The 13,212-nt window shown below is 38.1% G+C and carries 13 protein-coding genes; 1 reads left to right on the top strand and 12 read right to left on the bottom strand.

Going from position 1 to position 13,212, the window contains the following annotated elements; genetic code table 11:
- Positions 1–45 precede the first annotated feature (45 nt).
- The gene (locus tag B6F02_RS05145) at positions 46–387 is read right to left on the bottom strand and encodes a metal-sulfur cluster assembly factor (protein WP_080146304.1); all 342 of its coding nucleotides are present in this window, start codon (positions 385–387) and stop codon (positions 46–48) included.
- A 55-nt stretch (positions 388–442) separates the two neighbouring features.
- Positions 443–1,207, bottom strand: coding sequence for a prolyl oligopeptidase family serine peptidase (locus B6F02_RS05140; RefSeq protein WP_080146303.1), 765 nt, complete (start codon positions 1,205–1,207; stop codon positions 443–445).
- A 140-nt stretch (positions 1,208–1,347) separates the two neighbouring features.
- Between B6F02_RS05140 and B6F02_RS05135 the strand changes: the two genes are divergently transcribed.
- Positions 1,348–2,160: a Cof-type HAD-IIB family hydrolase gene (locus B6F02_RS05135; protein ID WP_080146302.1), complete on the top strand. Its 813-nt coding sequence runs from the start codon at positions 1,348–1,350 to the stop codon at positions 2,158–2,160.
- A 52-nt stretch (positions 2,161–2,212) separates the two neighbouring features.
- Here the strand turns inward: B6F02_RS05135 and B6F02_RS05130 are convergent, their stop codons facing one another.
- The 10 genes from B6F02_RS05130 to plsX all read right to left on the bottom strand — a co-directional run bounded on the left by B6F02_RS05130 (position 2,213) and on the right by plsX (position 13,187).
- Entirely contained in the window at positions 2,213–3,703 is a 1,491-nt protein-coding gene (locus B6F02_RS05130; RefSeq protein WP_080146301.1) for a phytoene desaturase family protein, read from the bottom strand.
- 7 nt (positions 3,704–3,710) lie between these two features.
- Positions 3,711–4,394 (bottom strand): ABC transporter ATP-binding protein, encoded by a 684-nt coding sequence (locus B6F02_RS05125; RefSeq protein WP_080146300.1) that lies wholly within the window; start codon positions 4,392–4,394, stop codon positions 3,711–3,713.
- Positions 4,395–4,404: 10 nt separating this feature from the next.
- On the bottom strand, positions 4,405–5,493 hold the full coding sequence (locus tag B6F02_RS05120) for an ABC transporter permease (RefSeq protein WP_080146299.1): 1,089 nt from the start codon (positions 5,491–5,493) through the stop codon (positions 4,405–4,407).
- 189 nt (positions 5,494–5,682) lie between these two features.
- Positions 5,683–7,542, bottom strand: coding sequence for an oligopeptide ABC transporter substrate-binding protein (locus tag B6F02_RS05115; RefSeq protein ID WP_080146298.1), 1,860 nt, complete (start codon positions 7,540–7,542; stop codon positions 5,683–5,685).
- A gap of 17 nt (positions 7,543–7,559) precedes the next feature.
- On the bottom strand, positions 7,560–8,507 hold the full coding sequence (locus B6F02_RS05110) for an ABC transporter permease (RefSeq protein WP_080146297.1): 948 nt from the start codon (positions 8,505–8,507) through the stop codon (positions 7,560–7,562).
- A 30-nt stretch (positions 8,508–8,537) separates the two neighbouring features.
- Complete coding sequence (gene opp4B / locus B6F02_RS05105) at positions 8,538–9,497, bottom strand: oligopeptide ABC transporter permease (RefSeq protein ID WP_080146296.1); 960 nt, start codon at positions 9,495–9,497, stop codon at positions 8,538–8,540.
- 3 nt (positions 9,498–9,500) lie between these two features.
- Positions 9,501–10,493 carry an ATP-binding cassette domain-containing protein gene (locus tag B6F02_RS05100; protein WP_080146295.1) on the bottom strand — a complete coding sequence of 331 codons (993 nt, stop codon included), beginning with the start codon at positions 10,491–10,493 and terminating at the stop codon, positions 9,501–9,503.
- Position 10,494: 1 nt separating this feature from the next.
- Positions 10,495–11,496 (bottom strand): ABC transporter ATP-binding protein, encoded by a 1,002-nt coding sequence (locus B6F02_RS05095; protein WP_080146294.1) that lies wholly within the window; start codon positions 11,494–11,496, stop codon positions 10,495–10,497.
- A gap of 238 nt (positions 11,497–11,734) precedes the next feature.
- Positions 11,735–11,974, bottom strand: coding sequence for an acyl carrier protein (acpP, locus tag B6F02_RS05090; protein WP_080146293.1), 240 nt, complete (start codon positions 11,972–11,974; stop codon positions 11,735–11,737).
- 202 nt (positions 11,975–12,176) lie between these two features.
- Positions 12,177–13,187, bottom strand: a complete 1,011-nt coding sequence (gene plsX, locus B6F02_RS05085) for a phosphate acyltransferase PlsX (RefSeq protein WP_080146292.1) — start codon at positions 13,185–13,187, stop codon at positions 12,177–12,179.
- Between the last annotated feature and the right edge of the window lie 25 nt (positions 13,188–13,212).

Below are 13,212 nucleotides of genomic sequence, written 5' to 3'. Positions count from 1 at the left end.
AAAAAAGAATCGAGCAGGCTTACACAAGACTCAATTCTTTAGCTGTTACCTTATTCCTAAGGCGATTCTTGCATAACGACTCATTCTGGAAGTATCCCAAGCTGGATACCAGACTAATTTCACGTCCGTTTCAGTAATTTCCGGAACATGACTCATCGCTTCCAGAATGTCTTCTGTAATTACATCGGCTAACGGACAGCCCATTGTTGTTAACGTAATCTTCACTTCACAATAACCGCCATTAAAAACATTGACTTCATAGACTAACCCTAAGTTGACAATATCAATCCCCAGTTCGGGATCAATGACTTGCTCTAATGACTCCATAATGCGGTTTTTAATATCTTGAATTTTCTCTTCTGACCATACTGTTTTGTCTTCTGACATGCTTTTACCTCCTTTAGGATAAGTTCGTTTACCTGTGAGTTAAGCTTGGTACGATTTATAAATTAAAACTTTTTTTGAAAAATTCAGCCATTGATGCAGAAATATCATAAGGTACTTTATGCCCATGGCCAGAACCGATGGTAAAAGATATATTTTCTGCGTAAGACTCGTCTTTAATCTGTTGGATAAATTGCTCTGTCTGTTCAAACGGCACTAACTCATCCTGTGTGCCATGCCAGAAATAAACGGGTCGTCCGTTTATTTTTTCAGGCTGATCGCTGAGTGAGACAGCCGTTAATTGATCTTTGACTTTCTGGCTTAACAAACCATCAATATTCTCATTACCGCTATACCAGTTAGAATGAAGCAGCCACTTTGAAAATGCATAGGGATTAGTGTTACCCATCAAGACAGCAGCAGAATGAATCCAGTCAAACTGCGTCAGCATAGCACTGGTCGTAATCCCACCCATGGATAAACCGCTAATACCAAATCGGTCAGGATCTGAAAGATTTTGTTCTAAGTAATGATCTCGAATCATTTGAACTTCCTGCAGGTTGTGAAACACCACTTGCCAGAAAATCGTATTATCATTCAAAGAATGATTCGGGTCAAATCGCTCTCCATGCATGTAAGCTTCCGGTAATATCGCTCTAATGCCTCTCTTCGCTAATTCATAGCCATGGACTAGCACGGACTCTTTATGGCTGGTCCATCCATGATAAAACAGGACAGTTGGAATCGGCTGATCTTTTAACTCTTCTTGAACAATTTCCAGTAATGGAATTCCACCGATTGATTTTTGAATGATTTGGTACATTCTGCTCACTCCAAGTTCATATACATTTTATTTTCAGTTTGTTATACTTAAGTAGATATCTTTACTTATTTTATCACAGATCAAATCTTTTTAATATTAGGGTGTCTAATATTTAACTGGTTTAACGAAGGAGCTTTTTAATGAATCGAAAATTTATTGCTTTGGACTTAGATGGAACAACCTTGAACAATACACAGCAGATTACGCCCGAAACGCATCGTGTAATAGATCAGCTGCGTGATCAAGGACATATCGTATCTATCGTCACAGGGCGACCTTACCGAAACAGCTACTACTATTATAATCAACTAAAAATGGATACCCCGATGGTCAATTTCAATGGCGCCTGGTGCCACCACCCATCTGACAATAACTGGAACTATGGCTATCACAAAACCCTCAGCAAAGATCTGGCTATTTCAATGCTTTCTTTAAAAAATGATCCAGACGTCCAATTGATTGCAGCTGAGTCAAGAGACGGGATCTATGTAGAAGGCGACTTTATACCTTATCCTGATTTCTTCCCTGAAGGAATAGAAGTCAGCAAACAATTATCTTCTGAAACGCTGCTAGTGGATCCTACTTCGGTTGAAGTATTTACTTATAGTCAGCAAAATCAGCCGATGATTGAAGAAAGAATCATTCAAAACTACGGCAATGCGGTAGAAGTCAGAACCTGGGGAGGATTAACTCCTTGTCTAGAAGTTGTAGCCGCAGGTGTCCAGAAAGCAATGGGTGTTGAGAGAATTGCCTCCTACTACAATATCAAACAGCAAGATATTATTGCTTTTGGTGATGAAGAAAATGATTATGAAATGATCCAATATGCTGGTCACGGTGTAGTCATGAAAAATGGAAATGATAAATTAAAAGCTATCGCTGATGATTTAACACATAAAATCAATGATGACCACGGCTTAGCTGATTACTTGAAAAAGTATTTCAAATTATAAAAAAATCCCTGAGAACCAGAATGTAGCATTCTGATTTTCAGGGATTTTCTGTTTATTTGTCGTCCAGCATCAATTCTTCTGCAGCAATTTTAGCAGATGTTAATACGATTGGTACTCCGGCACCTGGATGCGTACTGCTGCCAGTGAAATAAAGCTTTTCACAGTTTTTTGCTTTTGCTTGAGGTCTAAAGTGGTTGCTTTGCGTTAATGTCGGCTGCAATCCGAAACAAGCACCATTATACGCGTTGAACTGATCTCTCCAGTCATTCGGTGTCATATAAGATTCAGAGACAATTTCTTGTTCTATGTTTTCAAAACCATTTATTGTCTTCAACTTGTTGAATACACGCTTTTTGTAGTACTCAATCGTATCTTCATTCCATTCATATTTTGAAGTGGACAAGTCTGAAACGGGAATTAAGATATATAAACCATCTTTTCCTTCAGGTGCTAGATCTGCATCCATTTTTGATCCCATATACACATAGAAAGAGGGATCACTCAATACTTCTCCAGAAAAAATGTCTTCCAGATTTTCATCCAAATCTTCTGCAAATACAAAATTATGCATGTTTTTTACATCTTCGTATTTTTTGTTCATACCCAAATACATAATAAAGCAAGAACAAGAATACTTCATTTTATCAACTTTCTTATCTGTATATTTCCCTTTAGCTTTCTGATCTTTGACTAAATGTTTGATGGCATAAGGAAAATCTGCATTACACATAACGTAGTCAGAAGGAATCAGTTGACCATTGACCTGAATTCCTTTCGCTTCTTGCTGATCAATAACGATTTCTTCTACCGCTGTATTGTATTGAAGAGTCCCGCCCAGCTCTTTAAACAGTCTTTCCATCGCTTTGGCCATAGTATGCATACCGCCTTTAATGAACCAGATACCATACAAATATTCAATCATTGGAATAATTGTATAAAGTGAAGGACCATTTTTTGGAGAAACACCTATATAAAGTGTCTGAAAACTTAGAATCTGCTGGAGTCTTTTATCTTTAATGTACTTTGCGATCGAATGGTTGGCACTATCAAACGTTTTTAATTTCAACGCTTGATGAATCATGAACGGATTATAAAAATCACTTGGATTTCTAAAGGGTCTTTGGATAAAATGATCTCTGGCTACGATATACCGCTCATAAATATCTTTCAGATAGCCTAAAAATCCAGCCATATCCTCATCACTGATATTTTCTATCTCTTGAGTAATTTTAGTCAGATCTGACGAGACATTGATTTCTTCATCTCCGAAAAATGCGGAATACATTGGATCAACTCGCTGCATCGGAATATAGTCTTCAGGGTTTCTGCCTGCTACCTCGAAGACTTCTTTGTAAATATCCGGCATCATGACTAGACTGGGACCCATATCAAAAGTATAGCCATCCTTAGTCAACTGATTCATTTTACCACCGGGCAAAGATTCTTTTTCATAGATGGTTACATTATATCCCGCATGCTGCAGTCGAATCGCACTAGCTAAACCTGCTGCACCTGCACCAATAACTGTTACTGTCTTTTTCATTTTTGTCCTACTTTCTGCTTTTCTCCCGCTTATTTAAAACGCCGTCCTTCATTACATAAACAGAATCACAATAGTCAGTCAGTCGTTCATCATGCGTTACCATGATTGTAGCTTTACTTTTTTCTTTTGTTTCATGAGCCAGAATTTTTACAACTTCGATGGCTCTTTCTGTATCCAGGCTGGCGGTTGGTTCATCTGCCAGAATAACAGAAGGTTCATGATATAAAGCTCGCGCAATTGCAGCGCGTTGCCGTTCTCCACCAGATAAATCACGGGGATATTTGTCAGCCAGTTCTAGTATTCCTAATTCCGTTAACAGTTGATCGATTTTTTTTTCATCTGACTTCGTTTTTTCTACTTTGTTTACGAGCTGCAATTGTTCTTTAACGGTTAAAAAGGGAATCAGATTGGAAGCCTGCAAGATAAATCCAATATCTTTGAATCGCCTTTTCGCTCGCTCCTTCTCTTGTAAATTGCTGAACGGTTCGTTTTGAATAAATACTTCTCCTTCAGTAGGTTGCTGCAAACCACCAATAATTGTTAGAAATGTACTTTTACCTGATCCGCTTGGACCGATAATCGCAACAAATTCTCCCGGTTCTGCTGAAAAGTTTGTTTCTTTTAACGCCTCAATCGTTTTGCGGCCATCTTTGAATTGTTTGTTCACTTTTTTTAATTCGATAGATTTCATCGTTCATCTCCTACTCTATTGCCACTAATGGGTCGACTTTTACAATGGTTCTTACTGAAAAGACTGCACCTAATAAAGCAAAAACTAATAAACCAGCCATTACTGCAGCTAAGAAGATATAATTATTTTGATATGGGACTGCTGCCGGCAAGAATAATCCGGTTAAAATGGTCAGCCCAAAACCGATTAAAACACCTAATAAAGCTAAAATAAGCGTTTGAGCAATAATAGATTTAGAAATATAATTTGAAGAGATGCCTTGGGCCTTCATTACACCAATCATAGAAGCTTTTTGAAGCGTCAGCACATAAATAAATATTCCTATTACAAGCGCTGCAATCAAAATAAGAAAGCCTATCATTAAACCAAAAGTAAGCACCTGAGCATTATACCCTGGCAGATTGTTGACGAATTCATCTATTGAATAAACGGTTAATGCAGAATTATTTATTTCAATCTCTTCTGCTGGCCGCTCGTCTCTCAAAATAATTGCATTAATCTGATCTTGACTATCAGCTGAGCGATTGGCACTGCTAATATCCTGATAGGTATCTAACTGTGTATAAAGCACTGGGCTGACACTAAATTTAGCTTTATCTGTAAATCCAACAACTTTCAATGATGATTCTTTCCCAGATATATTCAGTATGTCACCGATTTCGATACCTTTTTCTTCTTTTAACGATAGATCAGCAATGACTTCTCCTTGCTCATTAACTGCTTTTCCTTCAACGATTTCAGGAACTAAAAATTCATTCATTTTAATACCGAAAATGGTTACGTCGATATTATCTTCTGATGATTCAGAGGACTCAAGCCTGACAATATTAGAGCTGATTCCTAAAACTGCTTTCTGATCGGCAGCTATTGTATCTGCATCGTCAAGCGTCAACATAGACATATTCAGACTGAGATTGGATTCCTCAGCTAATACAATACTGTCTGCTTGCCATTTATCAACAGCATCCTTATTCTCCTGAGCCAGTCCATTAGCTAACCCTGTTAAAAATGAAACTAAGTATGCCACTAAAACAACGATTCCAATAATCAGTGAAAATCTCGTCTTGGAATAGATGATTTCTTTCCACGCTAAAAACATATGCTTCTTCCTCTCTAATTGCATATATGCACTAAATAGAATAACGTTTGTTCGCAAGGCTATTTTAAATCATATCATATTTCTTTCTTATGGTGTTAGCAAAGTGAACTTTAATCATAGAAAAAAAGCCGACCATATCTAATGATATGATCGACTTTCGAATTAAAGAACAGATTTAAAGATTCTTTATTATTCAGTTGCACGTTCTTCAGAAGTCAAGTACCAAGTGTGGTATCCAACGCCTGGATCATCCAAGTTAGCACCAGGAGTAATGTCGAATGCTCCTACACGGTTATTAACTGGATAAACAGCTTTACGGAATAAAGTTGGGATAGCTGGAACTTGGTCCATGAAGTATTCTTGCCATTCATTAAATACTTCTGCACGCCATTCAGTATCGAAACCTTGATCACTTAATAGATCTTCCATGTAAGCAGTGTTTTCATCTGTTACCCAACGAGTATAGTTGAATGCTGCAGTAGGTCCCCAAAGTCCGTCTGGAGTTGGATCAGAACCAGTTCCCCATGCACCTTGATAGATATCGATTTCTGGATCATCTGCTTCAACACGATCGTAGAATGAGTTAAATTCTAACAAACGTCCATCAACTAACTGAACATTCAACCCAATATTTGCCCATGATTGGATATAGTATTCAGCGATTGGTTCAGCAACATCTCCACCAGACATTGAAGCGAAGTTGATGACAAGTTCTTCGCCTTCAGGAGTAGTACGGAATTCACCGTCATATTCGTATCCAGCTTCATCTAGTAAACGGTTAGCTTCTTCAACATCAATAGGGTAACCTTCTACATCAGCATTGTAGTAGTCAGCAAAGTTCGGGATGATTGGTGAATTTGCACGACGACGCAATCCTTGATAGAATCTTTCACCAACTGCATCGTTGTCAATCGCATATGCCATAGCTTTACGTAAGTTTACGTCAGCCATTTTAGCATCTGGATTATATACGTTTTGAGCAGGTTCAGTTACATTACCGTCTTCGTCTGTTTGAGCTTCTTGCCATTCACCTAGTTTGAATCCGATATAAGTGTACGCAAGATCATCTTGTCCTAAGATTGTGTAGCCAGGCATATCAGCAAAACTGTCATATTGGTCAGTTGGAACGCCGCCAGTGAATAAATCAAACTGAGCGTTTTCCATCGCTGCTACTGCAGTAGATGGAGATACTGTCTCTAATTCAATTCCATCTAGTTGTGGCGTACCACGGTAATAATCTTCGTAAGCTGAATATGAAACAGACTCACCTGGTACGATACTATCTACTTTGAAAGGTCCGAACCCTAGTGGATTCTCTCTGATTTCTGGAGCAGATTCAAGATCAGCAATTGGGATTTCTCCTAGATAGTGACGAGGAGCTGCATAACCCCAAACTCCACCACCAGCTGCAAGCATTTGTACCCCAACAGATTCATATTGAATTGTTAAAGTCATTTCATCATCAGATAATGTCATACCGCTGATTGAATCAGCTTCGCCATTTTTGTATGCTTCCATTCCCTCGATTGCAGCAAAGTCGCTAGAATAACGAATTCCAGTGTAATCTGGACTACCGATAATTTCATGTGCGAAAAGGATATCATCTGCAGTTAAAGGTTCCCCATCGTGCCATGTAACACCGTCTTTAACTGTAAGAGTTACTGTATCTGTTTCCGGATCAACATCGATTGAAGCAGCACCAGTATCATCGTATTGGTAGTTCTCATCTACTCCTAATAATTGACCCATAGTGTAAGCCATAACATCCGCGTCAGGACCTGATTCATAAAGTTCCCAACTGAAGATTCCAGTGAAAGCAGAGTCACTTACATAAGCAATGCTCATTGTTCCGCCGTCGATAGCTTCCCCTTCATTTGTAACACTTTGCTCGAATGTAGGGATTTCTACTTCTTCTGTAGATCCCCCCTCTGTAGATCCGCCTTCAGAACCTGATTCTGAAGCTGAATCGTCAGATCCGCCACAAGCAGCAAGGATGAATGCAACGGCTGCTGAACTAGCTAACAAGCTATATTTTTTCTTGTTTGACATGTCTTTCTCCCCTTTTCTTAACCTAGTCTTTGTTTTGCGTCTGCCGAACGTTGTAGAGCTCGACCGACATAGTTTATACACAGCACCAACACTAAAATAAGTGTAGAAGCCGGTAACCAAACCCATGATTTGTTTTCCAGAATATCTGGATTAGTAGCAGCTGAAACAAGTGTACCTAAACTTGGAACATTCGAAGGAAGTCCAAACCCAAGGAATGATAACCCGGTTTCAAGCCCAATATTTGCCGCAAAGTTCAAAGTCAAGTTAACAATGATCAATGAACTGATGTTCGGCATCATTTCTCGAAGAATAATTTTATAAGTCGGTGTTCCCATTGTTTTAGAAGCACTGATGAAATCCAGTCTTCCGACAGTTAAGGCACGTCCACGAATGAATCGGGCCTGCCCCACCCAATAGAAAGCACTCATAATTAAAATGAATGAGAATACATTATAGTTTGAGACAATGGTTACAAAAATTATGATGATCATCGTCTGCGGTAAAATCATGATAAAATCAATAACTCGCATGATTACATTATCTACCATTCCAGCATAGTATGCCGCTAAAATACCCACAATGATCCCTAGAACACTCGTAATCACCGTAACGGATAATCCGATAAGTAGAGAATTTCGTGCTCCTATAACCAATTGTCCAAAAATGTCCCGACCTGCTGAATCAGTTCCCAATAAGTATTCGGTTCCTTGATAAGCCGGATCCGTACTTGATGAAAACGGCGGAAGATAAGCATCGAATAGACTTACTCGTGTAGCAGCATCTTGGTCTATAATAAAAGATCCGATGAAAATAAATAATAGTATCGCAACCATTAAGATCAACGAACCTAACGCAAGCTTATCTTTAGCGAATTCCTTAACAATTACTTTAAATCCCATTGGAGGTGTTGAAGCAGACATATCATCTGCCATGATATCTGCTTCAGTATTTTGATTTGAAGCCATCTATTTCATTCCTTTCTAAGTCGTATTCTCTTAATCAATTCGAATTCTAGGATCTACGGTCATTAAGATCAAGTCAGATAATAGTGTACCAATCAATCCGAGAATACCATAGAAAAGTACGAGTACAAAAATAACACTATAATCACGGGATAAGATAGATTCTATAAACAAATTCCCCATACCGCTGTAATTGAAAATACGTTCGATAAAAATTGACCCAGTTAATAAGTTTACTATTGTATATCCAAACCCTGAAGCAATCGGTAAGGAAGCATTTCTAAAAATATGTCTTGTATATACTTTATCAATCGGAACACCTTTAGATCGAGCTGTTTTGACATAATCAGATGTTTTTGCATCAATAATCTCAGTTCTTAGGAATTGGATAATACTCGTCGTACCCAAAATCGCTGTTGTGATCGATGGTAAGATTAAATGATATAACCTGCTCCATGATTCTTCCCAGAATCCAGAAGCTTGAACATCGATTGATCCTCTTGATGGAAACCATCCAAGGTTGTATCCAAAAACAAAGACCATTAACAATGCTAAAACGAAGGTTGGAACTGCAAAACTTACGAAGTTATAAATGATAACACCTTTATCAAATAAAGTATCATTGTATCGTCCAGAGAATATCCCCAGTGGCAGAGCAATTAGATAGGTTAAAACAGTAGAGAGTAATGAAAGTCGTACCGTATTGCCTAATCGATCTCCAATTACATTCAATACATCTGTTTTATAATTAAAACTTCTACCAAAGTCTCCCTGTAATGCATTCCCTACCCAGCGAACATATTTAACTGGAAGCGGGTCGTTTAATCCAAATTGCTCTCTTAACGCATCAATTTGAGCAGGATCAACGTTTGGATCAATCATTCCGGTAAATGGATCTCCCGGCATAAATTCTGCAATAATGAAAATTAAGATACTTAATATGATAATTTGGGGAATCATCAATAGTAATCGTCTGAATATTGTTTTCCACATATCTTATGCTTCCCCTCCTGTATTGATTGTTTCATTTTGAAGCGAGCTGTTCGGCTCATCTGGTTTCAAAGCTACCATATGGTCACCGTCAAATGGCTGCAAATCGTATACACGTCCATTTTCATCGTAGTACTCTGCTTCTTGCGCATCGTATTCTGCTTCTACACGCTGACGTTCAACTTTTTGCGATGCACGCTTTGTAGGATCCATATCAGGAATAGCAGATAATAAACGTTTTGTATAGATATGTTGAGGGTTTTGGTAAATTTCTTGCTTAGGTCCTCTCTCAACGAATCGACCTCTATGCATGATCGCAATATCATCTGACATGTGTTGTACAACACCCAAATCATGAGAGATGAATAAGTAACTTAAATTGTACTCTTTCTGGATTCTTCGCATAAAATTCAGTACTTGAGCTTGAACAGATAAATCTAGTGCTGAAGTTGGTTCATCAGCAATGATTAATTTGGGATCACTCGCTACAGCTCTCGCGACTCCGATACGTTGACGTTGTCCACCCGAAAACTCATGTGGATATTTATACATCGCTTCTGCATTCATTCCAACGATATCAAGAAGTTCTGCCACTCGTCGTTTAATTTCAGCAGGTGTGTAATCAAAGTAATTCTTCATCGGTTCACCCATCACATCAATAATCCGTTTTTTAGGATTCATAGATGAAGTTGAATCTTGGAAAATCATTTGGACATCCTTATTATAATTCGCGTACTTCTTATTTCTACTACGCGCTTTATTTGTGACGTTTTCCCCTTCATAGAGAATTTTACCAGAAGTCGCCTTTTCAAGTCCGACTATAGTTTTACCGATCGTTGTCTTACCAGAACCTGATTCTCCAACTAATCCGTAAGTTTTTCCACTTTCAATTTTAAGGGATACGCCATCAACGGCTCTTACGTAATCTTGTATGGTATTTAATATTCCACCGCGAATCGGATAGTGGATTTTTAAATCCTGTACTTCTAAAAACCCCATTTTAGTTCTCCTCTCCTTCAAAGTAGAAATGTTTCCAGCTGTTCCCTCTTACTTTGTGGTTTGGAGCAACTTCCGTTAATTCAGGATCTTCATCGAATGCTTCATCTGGAAGCCAAGGAATTCTTGGTCTGAAACGGTCTCCTTTACGAGGAAGCTTTTGTAATGATGGCACTGTACCATGAATTACATGAAGTTCTTCGCCTTCTTCAAGTTCATGAGGAATTGAGTTTAATAAAGAGCGCGTATAAGGGTGCTTTGGATTAGCAAACAGTTCTTCAACTGGTGCTTCTTCAACGATCTGTCCAGCGTACATCACTGCTACGCGGTCAGCTGTTTGAGCTACTACCCCTAAATCATGGGTGATCAGAATGATTCCTGATCCAGTTTCATTCTGGATATCGATCATCAAGTCAAGAATCTGTGCTTGGATTGTTACATCCAGCGCTGTAGTGGGTTCATCAGCAATAATAATCGGCGGCTTGTTCGCCAGTGCAATCGCGATTACGACACGTTGTCTCATCCCCCCTGATAGTTCATGCGGATAAGACTTCATGATCTGTTCTGGTCTGGGAATCCCAACTTGATTTAATAATTCAAGCACTCTTGCTCTAATTTGCTTCTCATTCAAATCAGAGTGATAGACCAACGCTTCAGCAATTTGCTTGTAAATAGTCATCAATGGATTTAAAGAACCTAATGGATCTTGGAAGATCATTCCAATATCATTACCGCGAATACGGTTATATAATTTTTCGTTAAGATCGATCAGGTTTAAATCTTTATAAAGGATTTCTCCAGTTATTTTAGTATTTTTATGATCATGTAAACCCATGATCGAAGTGGCTAATGTAGACTTTCCGCAACCAGATTCACCAACAATTGCCAAGATTTCATTTTTCTTAAGCGTTAATGAAACTCCATCAACTGCATTGTGATATTCTTCTCCAAAGCGGAAACCAGTTTTTAAATTATTGATTTCTAATAAGTTTCTTTCGACGGCCACCGTTTAACCTCCTATGTCTTTCTTCTCAAATTCTTACTATGAGAAGAACATTAAATGTATGATCGTTTTTCTAACCAAACATTTAATTGATAAAACGAATTATACACTTTATATTTTTCAATTTCAATACTACATGTATCATTTTATTACAGAATATTAAAATTTCAAGATAATATTGCAGATATATTCTAATTATTTATAACAATTACACATAATGTTCAAATTTAAGGAACTACTTTTATTGATTATCTTTAATATAATCTACTGCTTTGCCGACAGTCGTGATATTTTCAGCATCTTCATCAGAGATTTCTTTGCCGAAAGTGTCTTCTAATTCCATAACCAGCTCGACGATATCTAATGAATCAGCCCCTAGGTCTTCTTTAAACGTAGTATCTCTGGTGATTTTATCTGCATCTACCCCTAGTCTTTCTACGATAATGTTTTTTACCTTTTCAAAAACTTCTTGTTCAGCCATTGTCTATCCCTCCGCAATTAAATTTTAGGTCTATAACCGGCTTTGTTATAAGCTGATGTGTTTCTTTTAATACGTTTTTCATTCACAAATGCTATTGTAGCGTATTTCTAACTTAATTTCCATATGAATTATAAATTAATATCATTTTCTGCTCTTTGTTGTCAGAAATTGTTCCTCATTTTTCTAAGAATAAAAAGTAAAATTAGTCTTCTGCTTTCTTTTCTTCGTAGTAATCGACTAAATCACCTACAATATTTGTTGCTAACATTTCTCTGATTTGTTTAAGTGTATGATAAACTGGCTCAGCTGTTGCCGAACCATGTGTCTTAACGACCGGCGCTTTCAAACCGATCAATACTGCTCCGCCATGTTTCGAGTAATCCAACACTTCTTTTAACCCAGACAAGCTGTCTTTTAAAAGCAGACCGCCGACTTTTGCTTTTAAGCCATTGTTCATAATAGAGCCTTTGATGAGTTGTACCATAGACAGAGCTGTACCTTCAATCGTTTTTAATACTGCATTCCCTGTGAAGCCGTCAGAAACCACGACATCGGCTACACCATTAAGCAGCTCACGTGCTTCTACATTTCCAATAAAGTTGATAGCATCATTTTCTTTCAGCAGCTTGTAAGCTTCTTTTGTTACTTCATTTCCTTTATTTTCTTCTGTACCATTATTCAAGAGTCCAACTTTTGGATGAGCGACTCCTCTTACAAATTTGGCATAGTACGTTCCTAGTGTTGCATACTGGTTGATATTAGCTGGTTTGCTGTCAGCATTCGCTCCGACATCTAATAGGTTAAAAGCCTCTTTATCTTCTGCAAGAGCCGGCATCGTTGCCAGCAAGCCGGGTCTGTCGATCCCTTTCATTCTTCCTATGATTAATGTACCCGATGCCAACAAAGCACCTGTATTTCCTGCTGAGAACAAAGCATCGTTTGCTTGTTCTTTTACAGATCTTGCAGCCATGACCATAGACGCATCCTTTTTACGGCGGATCGATCTGACAGGATCATCATCACTTTCAATCTTTTCATCAGTATGAACAATTTCTATATTATCCATTTTTTCAGTCAGGTACTGCTCGATCATCGGCTGTTTCCCATAAAGGACAATAGTAATATCTTTAAACTCTTTAGCGGCTCTCATACTTCCTTCTACGATTGCCTGAGGTGCGTTGTCTCCACCCATAGCGTCTACTGCAATTCTCATTTGTAAAATCTCCTCCTGTTTCTTT

The sequence above is a fragment of the Marinilactibacillus piezotolerans genome (genome assembly GCF_900169305.1).
GTDB lineage: Bacteria > Bacillota > Bacilli > Lactobacillales > Carnobacteriaceae_A > Marinilactibacillus > Marinilactibacillus piezotolerans_A.
Note: the sequence above shows the minus strand (reverse complement) of the source record. Positions and strands in the feature narration are given on the sequence as shown.

Bases quoted from the DNA above. Each gene is read 5' to 3' on its own strand.
- B6F02_RS05145 (WP_080146304.1), bottom strand. From the start codon at position 387: ATGTCAGAAGACAAAACAGTATGGTCAGAAGAGAAAATTCAAGATATT.
- B6F02_RS05140 (WP_080146303.1), bottom strand. From the start codon at position 1,207: ATGTACCAAATCATTCAAAAATCAATCGGTGGAATTCCATTACTGGAA.
- B6F02_RS05135 (WP_080146302.1), top strand. From the start codon at position 1,348: ATGAATCGAAAATTTATTGCTTTGGACTTAGATGGAACAACCTTGAAC.
- B6F02_RS05130 (WP_080146301.1), bottom strand. From the start codon at position 3,703: ATGAAAAAGACAGTAACAGTTATTGGTGCAGGTGCAGCAGGTTTAGCT.
- B6F02_RS05125 (WP_080146300.1), bottom strand. From the start codon at position 4,394: ATGAAATCTATCGAATTAAAAAAAGTGAACAAACAATTCAAAGATGGC.
- B6F02_RS05120 (WP_080146299.1), bottom strand. From the start codon at position 5,493: ATGTTTTTAGCGTGGAAAGAAATCATCTATTCCAAGACGAGATTTTCA.
- B6F02_RS05115 (WP_080146298.1), bottom strand. From the start codon at position 7,542: ATGTCAAACAAGAAAAAATATAGCTTGTTAGCTAGTTCAGCAGCCGTT.
- B6F02_RS05110 (WP_080146297.1), bottom strand. From the start codon at position 8,507: ATGGCTTCAAATCAAAATACTGAAGCAGATATCATGGCAGATGATATG.
- opp4B (WP_080146296.1), bottom strand. From the start codon at position 9,497: ATGTGGAAAACAATATTCAGACGATTACTATTGATGATTCCCCAAATT.
- B6F02_RS05100 (WP_080146295.1), bottom strand. From the start codon at position 10,493: ATGGGGTTTTTAGAAGTACAGGATTTAAAAATCCACTATCCGATTCGC.
- acpP (WP_080146293.1), bottom strand. From the start codon at position 11,974: ATGGCTGAACAAGAAGTTTTTGAAAAGGTAAAAAACATTATCGTAGAA.
- plsX (WP_080146292.1), bottom strand. From the start codon at position 13,187: ATGAGAATTGCAGTAGACGCTATGGGTGGAGACAACGCACCTCAGGCA.